This window comes from Klebsiella sp. P1927 (genome assembly GCF_018204675.1).
In the GTDB taxonomy this organism is placed as follows: Bacteria; Pseudomonadota; Gammaproteobacteria; order Enterobacterales; family Enterobacteriaceae; genus Klebsiella; species Klebsiella pneumoniae.
In genome coordinates this window covers 113,893-132,156 of the sequence record NZ_CP073378.1, presented here as the reverse complement: position 1 = coordinate 132,156, position 18,264 = coordinate 113,893, and the positions used below count along the sequence as shown (strand labels likewise).

17 protein-coding genes are annotated in these 18,264 nt (G+C 47.2%); 2 read left to right on the top strand and 15 right to left on the bottom strand.

Going from position 1 to position 18,264, the window contains the following annotated elements; all coding sequences use genetic code 11:
- Nucleotides 1–8: 8 nt before the first annotated feature.
- The 15 genes from ltrA to KB892_RS27810 form a co-directional block, all read right to left on the bottom strand.
- Nucleotides 9–1,496 (bottom strand): group II intron reverse transcriptase/maturase, encoded by a 1,488-nt coding sequence (gene ltrA / locus KB892_RS27880; protein WP_004178082.1) that lies wholly within the window; start codon nucleotides 1,494–1,496, stop codon nucleotides 9–11.
- A gap of 826 nt (nucleotides 1,497–2,322) precedes the next feature.
- Complete coding sequence (locus tag KB892_RS27875; protein ID WP_004181843.1) at nucleotides 2,323–2,802, bottom strand: hypothetical protein; 480 nt, start codon at nucleotides 2,800–2,802, stop codon at nucleotides 2,323–2,325.
- A gap of 83 nt (nucleotides 2,803–2,885) precedes the next feature.
- Nucleotides 2,886–3,092 carry a hypothetical protein gene (locus KB892_RS27870; protein WP_004026437.1) on the bottom strand — a complete coding sequence of 69 codons (207 nt, stop codon included), beginning with the start codon at nucleotides 3,090–3,092 and terminating at the stop codon, nucleotides 2,886–2,888.
- Nucleotides 3,093–3,169: 77 nt separating this feature from the next.
- Nucleotides 3,170–3,700, bottom strand: a complete 531-nt coding sequence (locus KB892_RS27865) for a hypothetical protein (protein WP_101992387.1) — start codon at nucleotides 3,698–3,700, stop codon at nucleotides 3,170–3,172.
- A 2,025-nt stretch (nucleotides 3,701–5,725) separates the two neighbouring features.
- On the bottom strand, nucleotides 5,726–6,814 hold the full coding sequence (locus tag KB892_RS27860; protein ID WP_004181841.1) for a RepB family plasmid replication initiator protein: 1,089 nt from the start codon (nucleotides 6,812–6,814) through the stop codon (nucleotides 5,726–5,728).
- 971 nt (nucleotides 6,815–7,785) lie between these two features.
- Nucleotides 7,786–8,577, bottom strand: coding sequence for a hypothetical protein (locus tag KB892_RS27855; protein ID WP_014386487.1), 792 nt, complete (start codon nucleotides 8,575–8,577; stop codon nucleotides 7,786–7,788).
- A 320-nt stretch (nucleotides 8,578–8,897) separates the two neighbouring features.
- Nucleotides 8,898–9,251, bottom strand: a complete 354-nt coding sequence (locus KB892_RS27850; RefSeq protein WP_004181839.1) for a hypothetical protein — start codon at nucleotides 9,249–9,251, stop codon at nucleotides 8,898–8,900.
- A 9-nt stretch (nucleotides 9,252–9,260) separates the two neighbouring features.
- Nucleotides 9,261–9,899, bottom strand: coding sequence for a hypothetical protein (locus KB892_RS27845; RefSeq protein WP_226034517.1), 639 nt, complete (start codon nucleotides 9,897–9,899; stop codon nucleotides 9,261–9,263).
- On the bottom strand, nucleotides 9,881–10,861 hold the full coding sequence (locus KB892_RS27840; protein ID WP_000019445.1) for an IS5-like element ISKpn26 family transposase: 981 nt from the start codon (nucleotides 10,859–10,861) through the stop codon (nucleotides 9,881–9,883). Before KB892_RS27840 ends, KB892_RS27845 begins: the two co-directional genes overlap by 19 nt.
- A gap of 67 nt (nucleotides 10,862–10,928) precedes the next feature.
- Nucleotides 10,929–13,841, bottom strand: a complete 2,913-nt coding sequence (locus KB892_RS27835) for a hypothetical protein (RefSeq protein WP_186956223.1) — start codon at nucleotides 13,839–13,841, stop codon at nucleotides 10,929–10,931.
- A 68-nt stretch (nucleotides 13,842–13,909) separates the two neighbouring features.
- On the bottom strand, nucleotides 13,910–15,154 hold the full coding sequence (locus tag KB892_RS27830) for a site-specific DNA-methyltransferase (RefSeq protein WP_040120313.1): 1,245 nt from the start codon (nucleotides 15,152–15,154) through the stop codon (nucleotides 13,910–13,912).
- Between the two features lie 346 nt (nucleotides 15,155–15,500).
- A complete protein-coding gene (locus KB892_RS27825) occupies nucleotides 15,501–16,253 on the bottom strand; it encodes a hypothetical protein (RefSeq protein WP_223336009.1) in 753 nt (250 codons plus the stop codon).
- Between the two features lie 130 nt (nucleotides 16,254–16,383).
- The gene (locus tag KB892_RS27820) at nucleotides 16,384–16,773 is read right to left on the bottom strand and encodes a hypothetical protein (protein WP_016947060.1); all 390 of its coding nucleotides are present in this window, start codon (nucleotides 16,771–16,773) and stop codon (nucleotides 16,384–16,386) included.
- 29 nt (nucleotides 16,774–16,802) lie between these two features.
- Entirely contained in the window at nucleotides 16,803–17,120 is a 318-nt protein-coding gene (locus tag KB892_RS27815) for a hypothetical protein (RefSeq protein WP_004026449.1), read from the bottom strand.
- 11 nt (nucleotides 17,121–17,131) lie between these two features.
- Entirely contained in the window at nucleotides 17,132–17,443 is a 312-nt protein-coding gene (locus KB892_RS27810; protein ID WP_004181835.1) for a type II toxin-antitoxin system RelE/ParE family toxin, read from the bottom strand.
- Nucleotides 17,444–17,720: 277 nt separating this feature from the next.
- Between KB892_RS27810 and yfaE the strand changes: the two genes are divergently transcribed.
- Nucleotides 17,721–17,993 (top strand): class I ribonucleotide reductase maintenance protein YfaE, encoded by a 273-nt coding sequence (gene yfaE, locus KB892_RS27805; RefSeq protein WP_016947059.1) that lies wholly within the window; start codon nucleotides 17,721–17,723, stop codon nucleotides 17,991–17,993.
- A gap of 35 nt (nucleotides 17,994–18,028) precedes the next feature.
- Nucleotides 18,029–18,247, top strand: coding sequence for a hypothetical protein (locus KB892_RS27800; protein WP_004196689.1), 219 nt, complete (start codon nucleotides 18,029–18,031; stop codon nucleotides 18,245–18,247).
- Nucleotides 18,248–18,264 lie beyond the last annotated feature (17 nt).

Sequence of the window (18,264 nt, the reverse complement as noted above, 5' to 3'; positions counted from 1 at the left end):
TGCGCGATTTACGCACCGGGCTCCTGCCTCGGGTGTCTGGCGGTGAACCGCTCCACAGGCCATGGATGAAGAACCCGAACCCTTGGTAGCCATGCGGCTGCCAGTTTGTTTGCTTTCGTCCAGGTCGTATCATCCTTCTGGCTCCTGCGCCTGAGCGCCCGGCGCCAGAGGTTTGTTACGTGTGTCCTGAACTTCTGCATGGTGGGGAAGTTGCCCGGTACCGAGTGATAGTTCAGGTATCCCTGAACCACTCTCCTGAGCCATTTTCCCTGTTCGGGGATTGAGTAATGCCAGCGCCTTCGCAGCCCGTCTTTGATGGCTTTCAGAGTTGCCGTCATCCGATCCCGGCGGGTCTTTCGTATCAGCATGAACCTGCCGTTGCGATCTTTCCCGCTGATGTGCGTGAACCCGAGGAAGTTGAACGTTTCTGGTTTGCCTTTTCCCCTGATGGCACGGTTTTCGGCAGCGAAGCGGCCGAACTCCATCAGACGGGTTTTCTCCGGGTGAACCGTGAGTCCGAACTCCCTCAGTCTGCGCTGCATGGCTATACGGAAGCGCCGGGCATCGTATCGTTTGTCGAACCCGATGACGATGTCATCGGCGTATCTGACCATTACCACATTGCCTGTGGCATAGCGACGTCGCCACTGATGCGCCCACAGATCGAATACGTAGTGGAGGTATATGTTTGCCAGCAGCGGTGAGATGACCGCACCCTGTGGGGTGCCTTCCTCCGTTGCTCGCCATTGACCCTCCTCCGACGTCCCGGCTGTGAGCCACTTACGTATGAGCCTGATTACCCTCCGGTCGCCGATCCGATGCTCTGTGAACCTGATCAGCCATTCGTGGCTCACCCTGTCGAAGAACTGACTGATGTCGGCATCCAGTACCCAGTTTACGTTAGTGCGTACCAGCCCTGTGGCCAGTGCGTCCAGTGCATCGTGCTGGCTTCGCCCGGGTCTGAACCCGTATGAGAACCCCATAAAGTCGTTTTCATAGACTGCGTTCAGGATTTTCACCAGCGCATACTGGACGATCTTGTCCTCCAGCGAGGCGATGCCGAGCGGGCGTTGTTTTCCATCCGCTTTTGGGATGTAGTGACGCCTGCCGGGCTGCGCCCTGTAGCTGCCCTGATGTAGCCTCCGGTGCAGATCTGTTATGTTGTTCTTCATGTTTCCGGCGTAGTCCATCCACCTGATGCCATCCACTCCGGCGGCCGCTTTCCTGCTCAGGGAGAGGAATGCGGCTTCCAGTGCTTCGACTGTCAGCAGGTGGAACAATGCTGTAAACCGTTCTTTCTTCCGCTGCTTCGCAGCTTCCCGCACGCGTGACAGCCTCTGTGACATGCTTTCCCGGCTCTGTGTCCGGCGCATGTGTGGCTGTTCCGCGTTCCCCTTGGCCCCGCTCCTTCGCTCCACTGACTCCGCTCCTTTCGGGTTGTTCGCCTGCTTCGCCGCTACTATGAGCGAGTCCGACTTCTCCTCTCCGTACATCACCGGCTATGACTCCTCGTCTTCCCGGTGCGGGCCATCTCCGACACTGGCAGATGGTCAGAGGGGAGATCTCCCGGTTCCCGCGTAGAGATCGTATTGACATGCCAGGGTCTCAGACCCCGCCGGGTCCATGTGGCACTCGCAGTATCGCACCCTATGATGTTGCCTTCCGTTAACAGTACAACGTCGGCACCCGGTAATTTAATATACATTTCGTGGCTCAATGGCTGGCCTGTCAACACCCCTGTCAACGCTTCGCCCCATACCTCGCGGTATGCAACGCATGACTCGGGGACCTTGTGGATTGCTGGTCCTTCAATGGTCGGGGACTTTCACCCCTTGATCTCTACCGGTCTCCCGGCGCACACTGTTTTATATAAATATTAATTATTCATCCATGACTGTTAATCACCTCCACTGCACCCTGAATCTGAAGTGTCCGAATAACTGCAATCTCCTCCATTAATAATGGTACTATCCGATTGTACGTTGCTTGTTGATGATAAATAAATGCTATGGATAATCAGTGAGGAATCATCACTATCACTCTGTTTATACCGGTGAGTCAGAGGTTTCCCCGCTATGGATAATGATTTTTCGTTTTTATTTATGTTGCCTGGAACAACTGGAACTTTAGGGGTAATGAAAATATACCAGCTAAATGAAAACCACCAGGAGACCAACGCGTAATAAAACAACCACGGCCAGTCGCTTAGCCAATAACCACCGTGATAGGCCAAAAGTAAGGTACAGGCCCCTCCCAACAACACCAGTTTCCGAAACAGCATAAACACCTCTTAGCAAAAGTAACTTTTGCGAGTGGGTTTTATCAGTGCAGCATCAATTCCTGAGCCGTAGATTGCCCGCGATGCCCAGCATCAATAACCGTCATCATCGGCTCGGCAATACCGACTACGTCCTCATCAATACCTGCACAACGACTGACCACATCGATGATCGCCAGAAGTTCATTAAGCGTCAGCGGCTCATCAATCTTCACTTCCGTAATGTCTTTCTTAACAATCGCATCACGGGCAGCACTATGCTGTTTCTGGTTATATAGCCAGACTGCATGGGTCTTAGATACCTGTTCACCGGGAGCGGATTCGTCAGTTTCTGAGTCCGCAACAAAAATGCCAACCTGATTTTCAATTCCTGCGCACAGGCAGATTGAATTTGTCAGATCCAGAAGCTGATTCAGCGTAGGAGAACAGAGCAGCTCAATTGATGATGTTGCACGGGCCTTAATAGCGCTTGCTACAGTGTCATGATGTTTTTTGCTGTAAAACGACACGGTCATGTTACTCATGGTGTTTTTCCTTCTATGCTTTTCCGTAAATTGACTGAGTGGCCTGTATGTAGAGAGTGGAACAGGCCAGTACAGGTAATGCTTTACTGACCGGTAGTTTTGCCTTCCTGAGGTTCGTCTTTAGAAGACGCCCTTTTTTTCAGTCCAAAACGACCAGCAAAGTAGGCCAGCGCCAGGATGGCGTATACCTGCCAGAAAGGCCAGTCAGAAAGGAAATAGCCCATGTGGTAGGAGAGGATCAACAGCCCGATGATGGGTACCAGTAATGCTTCCCGTTTAATGTTTTTCATTTCTACCTCAAAAGTGACTTTTATTGGTTAATTTGTGCCTGTGGCATAGTAATGACACTATTCTTTACTTCTCTCTCCTAGTCGCAGTTCACCCCCACTACAAAAAGGACCAGCCCAGTGGTGACATTAAGGCTTCTGAGATCGGTCTGTTCTGTGGTTAAGGCCCTGAGATTGGCGTCAGTCGCATCCAGGGGGTATAGCGCCTGTGTCAACAGGAGAGCATTTTCGTCCGAGCAGGTTAACCCGAGAGAAATAACGTATGACTGATAATTCAGCCGTACCCGCATCTGTTCCTCGTCGCCCGCGCAGTTAAAATAATCGAGCGAGCGTGGCTCAAATGCCTCATCTGCAATGCTCTCCAGCATCCCATGTTTTTGAGGCATGATCTGCAATGGTAATACCGCTGCCGGGAACTGGTTACAACTGTGGCCTCCGCATTGTTCTTCGCCAAGGAACCAGTCCTGGGAATGTGACTCCGGAACTATCTTCGTTGAAGCCAGCACCAAAGCAGGGTATTGATCGTCATGACAGAACCAGGGGGCAAAATGCTTCTCCGAAATATCGGATATATTTCTTCCATACAGAATCGGTGGAATAGAGGATTTCATTACTCTGACCTGCCTTAATTTTTGATTATCTTTCTAACCAGATATCTTCTGCTTGTCCGAAACATAATTCACTCTTCCATACATAACCACCATATACTTGAAGTGTATCCTGATATGCAGTGGGGATTCTGGCTTAAGACGATAAATTGTCTTTTGAATAAAATTTATTTTCCTGCATGCTGGATAGGGCGAATTTTCTGTTTATCTGGTACTGAAACTGGCGGCGTGCAGCCAGGGAATAGGATATGTATTCGTGCCCGCACTGCCTGCATTTACACATATAACCTGTACCTTTAGTTGCGAGTACTGATACATCTCCCCATCCGTTATGATCCAGACCCGCCCTTAAACGGTGCCAGTTTTTTTCATAGCAGGGCAAGCAGCGTAGGCTTCGATTTCTTCGGCAACTTCCACGTTCTCCCATATGCAGTTAAAACCCCTATTGTATTCGTGTCTGGCAGGAACAATTATACAGATTGAAACGTTGTGTAAAGCCCCTATTTAAGAATTCCGTCCAAAAAACATTTTATATATCATAAACATCCAATAATTACGGAAAGAGCTACAGAGGGTGACTGAGGCGTGAGTGATTGATCATGTTGTTCTGGTCTCGAGATGGCCCACCAGCACAAATGTGTAGGGTGCCGGTGCAAGTATAAAAATGACTAGTGTACCGACAACAGTGAGAAAAGCGGAAAAGTGACTTTTACGGGAGTACAGCATGGTCATAAACAACAGATCATCCCCCACAACACAGATATCTCTAAGAGGAATATGCTTCATATTTATGATGTAGTCTTCTCATCTCTTTTTAAACTTTATACGACTCATTAGAGACATACGGTCAAAACCATAACTATGCCTTAGACGCTGCCCTCTTTTCCTCGTCCCCCCCACCCCCTCCCATCGGTCAAAAAACAGCCGCAGTTATGTTGTCACACTGTTTATTTATACAGCATTGATATGTAATGACATTTTTTTGTTTACATCCCCAAAAAACGTTCCTTAGTTACGAAAAATGATTCGCTGACTCTGTAAAATTGTCCTGCCTGTGATTAGCAACGGATTACCGGAGCAAATCTGGTGAGGTTGTTTAACAAAGTTACTTTTGATTGCGATAAACCTTGCGTCAGTGCTGGAGGTCAGAGTAGGCCAGATGTACGAACGGATGCACAAAGAAAATGCCTTCGTTCCACTCTGTCCCTCTCTTCATCTATAGGCTCTTGCTTACACCTGGCGAAACCAATCTCGAACAGGGTTTATCGACAAAAGTAACTTTCCGTCCTGGTTATTTACCTGGGCAAAGCGATCTCTTAGAACGAACGAGCGTACAAGCGTTGTCCTGGAACCAGAACCGCACAACGCATAGAACACTTTCCGGCATAAAAGTAACTTTCTCAAAGTTGCGTTGTGACCAGAAAGTAAAACCGGAGAGTAGCTTTACGATAATCGACCCTTAGCATGCAACATAAGGCCCCGTTGATCTGGGCTCACTCGATGGCTTACGAGGTAACAAACATCGCAACTAACGGTAAGTTCGCATCCCTGTAAAAATGCATGGTGATACGTACGACGGTTAATCTTTTCACTTTTCATAGGATGAGCACAACTGCTATCTAACCATGTCAACCTACTTGAATTGCTATTAAGTTATTGTTTTATAATGTAAAACGCCACTATCTTTCTGGGGTTACCCTGATACTGTGAACGTACAACCGTTAATTCTTTCAGATTAAAGTGACAATCTGCGGGCTTTGCACGTCCATAGGAACGTTCGACGGTTAATGTTTTGAGCTGGAGAGGTCGGATACGAATGACAACATACGACCGTTAATGTTTCTGATTGAACTTGTCTTGAATGAAGTTTATTTGCTGTAGTATCAGATAGTTACTGTGTTTTCGTGTAGAGAGGCAACAATGGACGTGTAGTTAAAAGTGCAGCAACAGCGATAAAAGTTACTTTTCGATAAGGGGACTATTCTTCCAGAGAGTCATCCCCCTCTTTTGTACGCCTGATTTCCTGAATTAAAGCTCCTCAAAATCGGCATCTTCGACTTCGGATTCCGGTTTTCCTTCCCTCTGCAACTTATCGAGGGCATCCAGAACGCCAGCAATCTCAGTTTCTGAGTAACCTGCAGCCTTCAGCATTTTAAGTTTATGTATCAGTGCATCGTCATCAGCTGGGTTATGTGCAGCCGGGACCAGGATGGTCTTTTTGGCATCCAGCGAGGGACTTCGTTTAAGTATGTGGAACTTTATTGACCGACCAATCTTCTCTTCTCTGTATTGCAAGTAACCGATTTGCTCAAGCTCCTTCAACGAACGGCGAATGATCATGTTCTGAGAGGCTACTGGGGACGTTAGCCGTAAACGGTCGCGAAAGCGTTTCATTGAGATTGGTGCAGGGTCTTTAGGTAGGCTGGCGAGGTAGGTATACAAGGCCTGGGCGGACTCTTTCCTTTGCAGATTATCAAGAGCCTTAAGGCGAAGATAAACCTTATAGTCAATCTGATAGAGCTCCTGAATCCGGGGATCTCCCTCTATCTCAATCTCATTGGTTTTTATGTTGTACCGTGCCCAGTTAATGAGGCCGGTCGTGAGGGTTGAATCTTCATTGCGGAACTGAAAAGTGACCATTTTCAGTTTAATCATCGAAGCATCGATACGTTGTTTCATGGGCTTATTCGACCTCGAGGGGTCAAACCCACAATTTTTAAGGAAGGTGCTAAAAGGAAGCTTAATCCTTCCTGAGTAATGGCCATGGTCATGTAATGAACGGACTATACCAAGCCATACACGGAAATCTGTCCCCATATCAAGACGAGGGCTGGATAGCGATATTTCTTTGTAGCCTTCACTGGATGCGATCTGCATATGCTGTAAATCGCGGGACACATCCATCGTAACCAAACCCTCTGGGAGGTTTTTCTTTGCTACGCCCGGAGGGGCCGGGACAAATACCCCAAGCCTCAACAAAGCAACAGGTTGAACGGTACCATTGTTACCAGGGGTAAAGTTAGTAACTTTACCCGTACCCCCTACGACATTGAATGAGAATGCGGCTTGTTCTTTGATTTCATTGTTAATTTTTTCCGTTTTCTTGTTCACAGTCATTCCTATCCTAAACATACGACCGTTAATGTTGAATCCCATTACTGTAGATCATCCAGCATACGACTGTTAACTAAAATCATTCATGTATTAATGAAACTCCATATGAACATTAACAAAAACACGTACGACGGTTAATCAAAAGTGTCGATTTTCTTATATAATTCAATTGGATACAGTGCCGGGGATCCTTTTGGTTTTTATGGGTTAGATCTAGGATCATATTGGGATCAATTATTGGTTATAGGGTGTGGATAACGGGGATAAGTGGCTGGACCCACAAAATCGTTTACAAACACAGCATTTGTCTCCTTTTAGGGGATTTGACCCCTAACTCTTACCGAAGCTGGATCCCAGATCGGAATAAACAACAACAAATATGCCGAAGACATAACGTAGATCACTGTCATACAGTTTAATAATTCTTTATTTATTAGTATGATAAGAACAAAACCAGTGGGTGTTGACTCTGCAGGGTAGTGCTGGTGGTTGAGTTTCGGTACCTCGAACAGTGGTAATGATCGGATCCAGCGCAGAATGGTCGTCAAACACACCAGGATTAGTCGCAAATATTATACGTAGGTAGGTACCATTTTTCTAAGAAACGGCTTCTGAGAGCGATTACGGGCCTCTGAGAGGCTAGTTAACTAGCAGGCTGAACTAACTGAAAGGTTTTACCCTTAACGATCCAGAAAAGGATCCGCGTGATCCTGAGCACGATCGCTTCCGGACGATAATCCAAAAATTGGGCTTTTGTGGATGGTTTGATGTCGTTAGAAAATGGTTCTTTCAAGGATAAACGTAGCTACGAAAGCTATGGTTCGGGCCTTAGATTTCGTACAGCAAGGGGCGCAGAAGACAGCAAACGCTATCTGGCAATGTTTTCTGAACCCATCGGACCATGAATCGCACTACTCCTGGGACGGTCACCTGAAAGGTTGGGGCTGCACTGCTGCAGCCCCTCATTGGAGAAACTATAACCTTATGTTTGTAAGTTCCTTACGGCTATCTTCAATTTTTACCCGCGCTTCCTCAAATGCTAATCTTAACCATTCGCGGTCAAACCAACGTCGCACCGGACTATTTTTGTTAATTGAAACCAGTTCGGCGTAATGTTGTCCGTATACCTTTCCTGTGGTTTTTCCCCTCACGATTATTTCAAGATTCTTCAGTTCATATCTCCCGGTAAGAAGATCAGCTATGTATAAATCTTTACATTCATCATCCCATGCATCTGATGTGTCCCAAAATTCCTCTTCGCTTTCGGTTACAATGATTTCGAAATTAGCTGTGGCACGTGACATAACAAGGTCGCCTGCATAGGAAGGGCTCATATTTTCATGGATTTTATAACCGTCATTTTCAAGCGTGCTACATATCTCCTCAATGCTCCCCTGGATACTATCCAGAACGTCATAAAAGCGATCTTCATATCCGATATCTTCCGGGTAATTTTCTAACAGGACTCGGATGGTATTTGCATGAGAATATCGGTACCCAAAACCGTTGCGTTCAAGGATGAGTTTTGTTTCGCTGTCTTTGATTACTTCGGCAACCTCTTCTGCCAGTTTTGCAGTGATATGATTATATTTCACCAGACCAGCCAGTAAGGACAATATTTCTTTGTCATGCAGCACGCCGTAAAATGCCACTCCATCTCCCTGGCAGTAAGCTAATGAATAGTTCAGTTCCATATCGGCAGGCCATCCGCGAGCCAGCAGAGTGTTTTGACAGTGACGGTTAAACAGATTATTAAAAGCATTCATAGCGTATTCTCCTGCAATTTAGGATTGTGTGCGGCCTGACCTGTGCCGTGAGACAAACGCAGACGGGGAAAACAGAACGAAAAAGGGCGGAGAAGGAAGCCGCAGCTCAAAGTTTTTGCAGGCTGAATGCCTGTAAAAATTTTGAGACCGGGTGACTGAGACGGCGATAGCTTCCCTTTGAAGTGATGTGACCCGTCTAAAGTGGTCTCACGGCACAGGTCCCGGTTCCGGGTTTACCGGGACCGTGGGCCTGTGCTGGTGGATAGAACGAAATACTAAATTGTAGAGGGGTAAAATGGAGAAAAGTGGTTCTTTATGATTTACTCGTAACCGTATTTTATGGCGGCTTTTACAGCTGCATCATACAATTCCTCTTTAGCCATTTTTTCTTCTCCGCCACAATCAAGGGTCACAGTCCTGAAAGTTTCGGGGTCGGGTTCATTACGCGATTTTAACTGGCAAGATAAATATTCTTTCCCTATTGGCACCAGGCCTATGTTCCTGTCCTGCCAGCTGGAATAAGAAACGTAGGATGCACCGACAATGCTAAAGAATACGAGAAAAATCCATTCTTTTCGGGTTAACAGGTCCTTACGGAAAATTGCGCCAGCGATAGTCATCACCGGCATAATCCAAACAACAATACTGGTCAAAACAAAGAACGAGCTAAACATAAAGCTCCCCTAATACCACCTTTCGACAACGCCTTCTGGCGTGTTGGATCTGTCTCCGGAGACACTTTTCTTAACGGTTTCCTTCTGCATCAGGATATGCATGATTGCCGCCTCCCTGCTATCGAAACTGTGTCTGGTAACCTTATTTACTGGTGCCTCGATATTGCTCAATGAAATATTAGCCTCAGCGCCTTTTGGACAGATATCAAACCAGTGGTGAATACGGTAGATTTCACCACTCGATTTGATTACCGGCAGCGGCCCTTCTGACAACGACTTAGGTAGAATGACTTCGAATACATCAACGGCAGACTGCACCTGTAGATGTGAAGAACCAAGGAGTTTATCTATGATAAACTCACCATTATCGCTTTTAAGGTTATCGGCAATATAAATCCTGCGATGTAACCCGCGTTCCGCTTCAGCGAGGACAAAAAACAATCGGTTTTCAATTCGCTGAAGCTGACTGTAGGCGCTGTAAGGGAAGGTGCGAATAAGCAGGTCATTTCTTCCCAAGCTGACTCGCTGATTAAAATTTCGCGGATCTGGGCCGATTTTTTTCCCGCAAACACATCGAATCAGCCTATTTAGGCTATTTTTTCCACCATTTCTGGCGTTATTTCCGGTTTTTACTGAGATCTCTCCCACTGACGTATCATTTGGTCCACCCGAAACAGGTTGGCCAGGGTGAATAACATCGCCAGTTGGTTATCGTTTTTCAGCAGCCCCTTGTATCTGGCTTTCACGAAGCCGAACTGCCGCTTGATGATGCGAAACGGGTGCTCCACCCTGGCACGGATGCTGGCTTTCATGTATTCGATGTTGATGGCCGTTTTGTTCTTGCGCGGATGCTGCTTCAAGGTTTTTACCTTGCCGGGACGCTCGGCGATCAGCCAGTCCACATCCACCTCGGCCAGCTCCTCGCGCTGTGGCGCTCCTTGGTAGCCGGCATCGGCTGAGACAAATTGCTCCTCTCCATGAAGCAGATTACCCAGCTGATTGAGGTCATGCTCGTTGGCCGCGGTGGTGACCAGGCTGTGGGTCAGGCCACTCTTGGCATCGACACCAATGTGGGCCTTCATGCCAAAGTGCCACTGATTGCCTTTCTTGGTCTGATGCATCTCCGGATCGCGTTGCTGCTCTTTGTTCTTGGTAGAGCTGGGTGCCTCAATGATGGTGGCATCCACCAAAGTGCCTTGGGTCATCATGACGCCTGCTTCGGCCAGCCAGCGATTGATGGTCTTGAACAATTGACGGGCCAGTTGATGCTGCTCGAGCAGGTGGCGGAAATTCATGATGGTGGTGCGATCCGGCAGGGCGCTATCCAGGGATAATCGGGCAAACAGGCGCATGGAGGCGATTTCGTACAGGGCATCTTCCATGGCACCGTCGCTCAGGTTGTACCAATGCTGCATGCAGTGAATACGCAGCATGGTCTCCAGCGGATAGGGCCGTCGGCCATTGCCCGCCTTGGGATAAAACGGCTCGATGACAGCGGTCATATTCTGCCATGGCAGAATCTGCTCCATGCGGGAGAGGAAAATCTCTTTTCGGGTCTGACGGCGCTTAGTGCTGAATTCACTATCGGCGAAGGTGAGTTGATGGCTCATGATGTCCCTCTGGGATGCGCTCCGGATGAATATGATGATCTCATATCAGGAACTTGTTCGCACCTTCCTAAGATAAAGGTCCATAATTCACGCTATCCATTTCAACATTGCGATCTGCACAGAACATGCCGATGTCGGGAGTTCTGTTCGTCATGCCCAATGCCAGCCTGTTCCCCCTAGTTTCAAGCCTTTCGAGCTTTCCTTCCGGGTGAGCAAAGCGTGAAACATATTCCTGATAAAGTTCCTTTTTCAGGCGTTCGCTGCTGTTGTGATAAAAATACCCAGCGGCCTCACTTTCTGTTGTGACGTAGATATACTGCCAGTCTCCCCGGTTAATGTAGATGCCTACCGGTATCATCAATCTCGGCTGCTGCACCTGGCCCCCGGTTTTGCGGTAATCATTCATTTCGCAGTAGGCCGTCATCCATTCACGTACCCCAGCCTCAAATTCTGAGGGGTTAGCCGGAGACAGTTTTCGGAGGTCCTCTTTGCCTGTCTCAATATATTCAAACGCTCTTTGCTTTTCGTGAAAGCTGGAGAACACTGATTTCAACCCTTTCCACTCATTGGCCTCCGGCCATTCATAGAGGGTTGTTTCGCAAACACTATTTTTGCTTAGCAACGCAGGTTTGCTGGAATCAAGAGTCAGCCCTTTTGCTGACATTTTAAAGGTCAGCAGCATGGCCCACTTATGTTTTTCCACGCGATCGTCACGTTCCTCGGCTGTAGGGGTAACATACAGAGCCAGTCTGGCATTTGTCGTGACTATAAGACGTAACGGTTTGCTACCCCGGAAGATGGCCATCTCCACTGCAGCCTCTCTATGGCTCAAACCGCGCCAGGCGATCAGGTCCATCATGCCAAGTAATGCTTTCCAGCTTTTCTCGTTGTCAATTCCTTCACTAAGCGGCTGACCTTTTTTGTCCGCCCGCCAGGTGATGACTGTCTTGTCGACGATTTCAGCACGATTAGTTTTTGTGCCTATGTTGCCATCCACCAGCGCTCTGATGAGCTTTTGCCGATAGGGCTTCTCCTGCTCTTCTTCCGCTCTCAGGACAGCTGAAAGGCGTTTGAAGAGCTTTATGTAGTACATAAAATTTTTACGGCTGGAACGGCTGTGGATGTAATAATCCAGATCATCGGCTTTAACCGCGTCCAGACAGAGGAATCCCACGCTGCAGGCGTCATCCCACGGATCACGCTGAAAATTAGTGAGGGATACTTTCGCATTAAATTCACGTACATCATTAGCCCGAGTGCGACGGTAGATATCTTTTTTGACCGGAACCTCCACGCAAATCTCATTGTTGCGGGTAAAGGCCACCGCCATTCCCTCATCATTGATGAAATCGGCGGTAAAATAATAGGATCGGTAACTGGTACCAGTATCGACTTTCACAACGCCCGGCGCGGTATTTGGTGTACAAACAGCTCTCCACTCGCAGAACACCCTTGAACCTGAGCGCAAATGGCTATTGGCCTGGGTTATATACTCCTCAATAGAGGGGCGCACTTTCGCATCAGGATCGTCCAGAAGGCCAGTACCATCATGATCATAAATGAATCGACAATACTTCTCCTGGAACGCCATAGAGACGAAACTTAAGCGGTCCTGAGGGTCGTAGAACTCGCCAAACAGCTTAAGCCGGTGGTCGAGCCCGCAGCACAGGATAAGAAACCGGTAATAATGCAGAGCAACCATCTCATGCGCTTTAAGCTTGTCAGTGTATGACACGTCATTGAACGTAACCTGCGAACCGTCAATGCCTCGAAAGATATTTCCCTGTTCATCGGTGGTTGGAAAAAGTGTATGAGCGCCGAGGTGAGACTCTACTCCAGAGTAAACCTGGAACAGCCGTTCGCCGTCCCTAACCATCAGAAAGACCGTCTGGTTTTTTGCATTGAGCTCCCAGTTAGCCCAACGGTCCTGATAATCAATATAGCGACGGGTAGTGGTCATACATACCACGCAGCGCTGTGACGGGAAGATCTGCTCCACCAGCCCTGGATGGTTGTTTAATGCATGGAAAAAAAGTGGCAACTTTTCAAAATCAAACCATTCTCCTATATCGAGAAAAACAGCCGTTTCCTCATCGACGGCCAGCTTACGCTGTACGAACGTCAAGGGAATGTGTGGCGGTGCTGATTCACCCTCCCTGATAGTGTTCACCACCACATCTTTCCCGATGTAGAGGTCAAGGGACTTTATACCGTCCATCAGTTTATTCAGCGTTTCGCGACTTTCTTCGGCAATGGCAAGCTGGGCGGCAGCCGACTCTTCCAGATAGGGAGTAATAGCCATGACGGCTCTCGAAATCGCATTATTCTTTTCTTTAATCCAGTCGATTTGCGCCTGTGCGATTTCATGTCTGAACTCAACAGCCTGCTGGAGCTGTGCTATTTTGGCTTCATCGATACCTGATGACAGAGCTGTGCCAAGAGACGCTATCTCAGTTGATGAAGACAGCTCCATAACCATAGGAAGTTGCTTTTTGTCATCGCCTGGCGTCGATGAACTGGCTTTCTTTGCTTCAACCCTGCCGAGGAGTTCCGTACGCAGTGCTTCAGGATCAGACATGGTTTCGGTCATTTGCTGAGTCAGCTGGCTAACCCGGTTTTGAGCTGCAAGCAGTTCCTGGCTCCGGATATCCTGCCCATCATCTGCAAATTCAAATTTATCCAGAAAGTCATTAAACAGAAATCGATGCTCTTTAAACGATTTCGTGGTGCGGCAGCTACGGCCAGCAGCATCGGTAAATTTGAAAACAAAGTCTTTGCCGTATTTTGACGGATGGGTGCGGAGGATCACAGTATGGAGTGCATTATCAACCCAGCGGAGCGACTCAATCAGCAACACTTCATCCTGTTCAATACATTGCTCAGGAATATCGTTTTTTGCGCGCCAGTATTGCCCTCCCTTGAGGGAGTGAAATTTATGAAGACGTTCCGGCTGTTGTTGGTGCGGGATAATGTCAGGCATATCGCCATCTCCTGTGATCGTTCACTCCGCAAAAGACAGAGTGAATAATGTTTATTCGTAACGGCCGCTTACGCGAACAACTCACCGTTATCAATAATCGGGTTCATCTCAAATCCCGGGAAGTCAGAAAAAAAGCCGGTGGCTGAAATTCGTAACCATTCCAGAATACTATCAAAACACATCCATCTGCGGTTGAGCCGCTCGGCGGCCAGGCCTGTCTTGAGAGAACCGGCAAAAGGATCAACAACAAGCTCGTTTTCCTCCGTCAGGAACCGTATGAAAAAATCGGGGATGGCCGTAGGGAACATCGCCCCATGAGCAGGAAGCCCTAAGCGTTTAGCCTCCTGATGAAACCGACGAGTGTCAGCACATGCATGGCCTCTGATCATCACATTTTTGGGAATAGCCCCGTTAGTGTGGTGCGCAAAGGCCCCTGGTTTCACGCCATGAGCGCCGTCACCGTAAATTGTCTTGCGCATCTCTCCGCCTCTGGAAATCAACGCGCTATGGCTCTCGGTGTGGGGCTGCAAAACACGTTGGTTACAGGAGCGGACAGCATCTGGATTATTGGTCAGCCAGAAAATCATTTCATGCCCGGCCAGCAGGTGAATTTTCTTGCGGCAGGCCCAATATGTCGGAGAAGGTGGTTTGCTCATATTAACCCATGGCACCCGGTCCATCAGGTAGAGGTCAAGCTTTTCGCACAAGGCCAGTAACAGGCGCTCAGGATAGAGGGAACGAGAAGGCCGCCCCGGATTAAAAATATCCTGTCCGATATTCAGCACGACAGAACCACCGTCAACCAGCTGGTGGGCAATTGGCCGAATGGCTTCTACGATGAAATCAATATAGTCACAGTCGCTTTTGAAGGCTGCAGCATAATCCCGCTGCTTTCTGAGCGGATAAGGTGGTGAAGTCAGGCAGAGATGAACCGGCTCGGTATTGCCCGGTAACACCATTGTTGAATTTCCTAAAATCGCTACGCCGAGATCTGTACTGAATGCCACTAAACAAGCCCCTTCCCTGACTTCGGAAAGCCCTGACTTGTTTTTCCGACAGTGGCGCCATAGAGAACGGCCTGAGCTTATACGCTCAATGACGTTCATAGCTTTTAGCGTCTGTTGGAACCAACGGATACGGTGTTTTATTTTGTTATGCGGCACACCGGCCAAACCGAATTTTTCTTTTTTATTGAAATCATTATCTGAAATTGAAAGGCGAGACTGTACCTCCCTATATAACTCATCATTGGTGAGTTCACGCTCGGCATCAGAGTAAATGGCTTCAATTAAATCCAGATTCAGAAGAGACATAACATACCCCTGTGAAATTCGTGTAATCATTATCTCATATTTAATCTTGAATGCCAGGGGCGAATTCATCAGAATCAAAAATAATACGGAAAGGACATATTTAGTTAATAAACATCCAATGTTTGAGTGTGGTTACCCCCCCCCGGAAAGTCATTTTTCTTTGATTGCAATATCATAGCCCCTGACTAAGGGGGGGGATTTTAAATGGAGATTACTTGTGATGTTCCAGTGTTTATTTCTAATTGTGAACTCCCTTGAAAACAAGCAGGTGTAAATAAAAAATGGACACCTGCAACCAAATGTCCAGTTCGGGAGCCAGACTGCATTTTTTAATCGGTTGTTAATATTAAATATATTGTTCGTAAAGTCGTGCTAGTTCTTTGTGTCTCAAACAAACCACACGATATAGATTTTGTCTTTCTGTTTCAGGCAGTAGCCGATAAGTAGCAAGGATCTCTTCGGTATCACTATTGTAAACCTCATTAAGTGAGACGATCGACCCGGCTGGGCTCTGCTGGTGGTTATCGAGTTCGCTGATTTCTTTCAAACGCAAACTGAAGCTTTTTGTCAGAACGGCGATTTCTTCAGGGGGAAGATTCTGCAACTCTTTCGTCAGGCCTTCACTGTTTGCCTTAAGGGTTTCATCCTTACCGGAGACAAAGCCCCGAATCCATTCCGTCGATACCCCGACCGCACATGCGATGTTGTGCAGTGCTGTCTCACTGGCGACCCCATCCTTGAACCAGGACTCCACTGCAACAGAATCGGTACCGGCGATTAGCGCAACATCATCTGTCTCCATCTTGTGAGATGACATAATTTGAAGCAAATTAACAGGATTAAAAGGCACCATTTTTTCTTCTCCGGCATTGAAATAATTAATTAAAGCAAGACGTTGGGCAGTTTCAGTAGGATCCGGTGAGTGGTATTCATAGTTAACGGATGTTTTGTCCAGAGGCCCACCACGAAGTTGGTCAATCAGGTCGTTATTTGATCCTGGTTTAAGAATCCTAATTGTGTTTTGTTCGCTCTGTCCTGATTGCACAGGATCATCTGCATGTTTATCGCTGGCATTATTCTGCTCGTCGTTGAAATTCATTGTTTTCTCTATGATTAATAAGGTTTTTCGTTCGCTGCATGTTTACTTCAGAAAGATTATCAGATTTGAAAGTAAGCTTCCTCGCATAACCGCTACAAATGCCGCAGCGGATAATTATTTTTATCGAAAGTTACTTTTCTGGCAGTAAGTGACAACTTGTCACCGCCCTGAACGTGTTGCAATCCTGATTCTGCATCAGCTGTCGTGAATAAACGTCAGCATTAACAACCTGTTGACCGTCATCGCACATTAGGACAATGACCGGATAGCCACGACCGCTGATTTCAGCTGATTGCTGGTCAATGAAGTCACACTGTGTAAAGTCCCTGGTACCGGACAATATCTGATCCATACTTGTTGCTACGGAGTTATTCAGAGTATGGAAAGCCAGACAAATCACCAGGGCACTGATGGTCAACGTCAGGGCCAATGGACTGCGTCTGCTCCATGCGAAAACGAAACCGCGAATAATGCAAATCGCAATCAGAAAAAGGGCAAGGTAATAAATTTTCTCTAACATTGTCGTCCCATATATTTGCTTTGACTGGTTCAGTCAGCTCTTTGCTGGCTGCTACCTTTCCTACGACTGGCTAAACGCTGTTTGATACGCTCGCGGGCCTCTGCCTGTTCATCAATGCAGAGCATCTGTCCGATTAACAAAAGATGCCTTTCTTCGCGTTCAGCATCCGTTAGAAAATCAAAGGGTGTCCCCGTAAAATCAGGAGGCAAAGGTAGAGCCTGCTCCCAACGAGATATAGCCTTAACAGAGAGACTGTTCAGACGCACCTGCACGCCTTCCCGGCCCAACAATGTATATAACTCGATAGCCCGGATTTCTTCCTCAGGATGCTCTGCTACATGGTGCATTAAACAATTCCTTAAGCATGGGCATGAGCGGTAAGTTTGACCCGATTAGCCCCACCATTGGCCCACGTAAACAGCAGGCGGTATTTTGAAGACACGCGGATAGAGGACATATCGCCCGCCCTTTCACGTTCGCGTAACCGCGTATGGTGGATTTTTTCATAGTTACGGCTTTTAAGACGGATCAGGTCGGCTTCGCTTCCCGCAGCGTGTAACTCATTAAGGGCTCTTTTAAGACTGTTAGTAATATCCGTAGGAAGCCCTGACTGCGATTTCCCGCTCGTAAATAACTTCTCAAGATTTTTTTCTTCAAATGAATGAATCATATTTCCTCCTTTGTTATGAATATGATTGCATATTAAAACGCTACGACAAGGGGTCATTTTAAATTTAGAAGAGAAAAGGTGAGTGATATTTCAAAAACATTCGCAGTTTTTGGGTGGGGTGTTTTCAATTTGTTTTTTTGAGGGAAACCCCAAGTGGAAATTTTTGGCTGTTTATGACGAGGTGTATTAACTAAGGTTTTTTTCTGTTGCCAAATAATTAAGGGGGTTATGGTGGCATCTGGAAGTGATATAATGAACCAACTACCAAGGGGGCGTTATGTCAGCTAACTTTAATTGTCAGATTGTTTCTACCGAACAGAGTGAGGCAGTTATAACTGGCGAAGATGCCGTTACTACTATCTTGGAACAACTGGAATCAGCAGGCATCCAGGTGGAATCACAATGCCGTTCTGGTTATTGCGGTGCATGTCGACTCAAGAAAAAATCGGGTGAAGTGAAGTATGATAATGACCCGCTGGCTTATGTTGGGCAGGATGAAATTTTGCCTTGCTGTTGTCGACCTTGTGGCCTCCTGGTACTGTATATTTAATTTTAATACTGATTCAATCCGAGTAAGGCTAACTTATGGCAAGTAAAGGTATTGAAAAATTAGTCTCTGAGGCATGTAAAAAAGGATACTCTGTATTTCGCAAAGGAGACAGGATAGAGATTTGTAAACCTAACAGAAAAATGGTGCGTCTGGTTATTTTACCTGATGGTACGGGATACAGGGGAGATGTTGATCTAACGCTGGCAAAAGCCATCAGAACGCAAAAGCAAATGAAAGAGGTGCTAGGCCTCTAGACTAGACGCACGGAAAG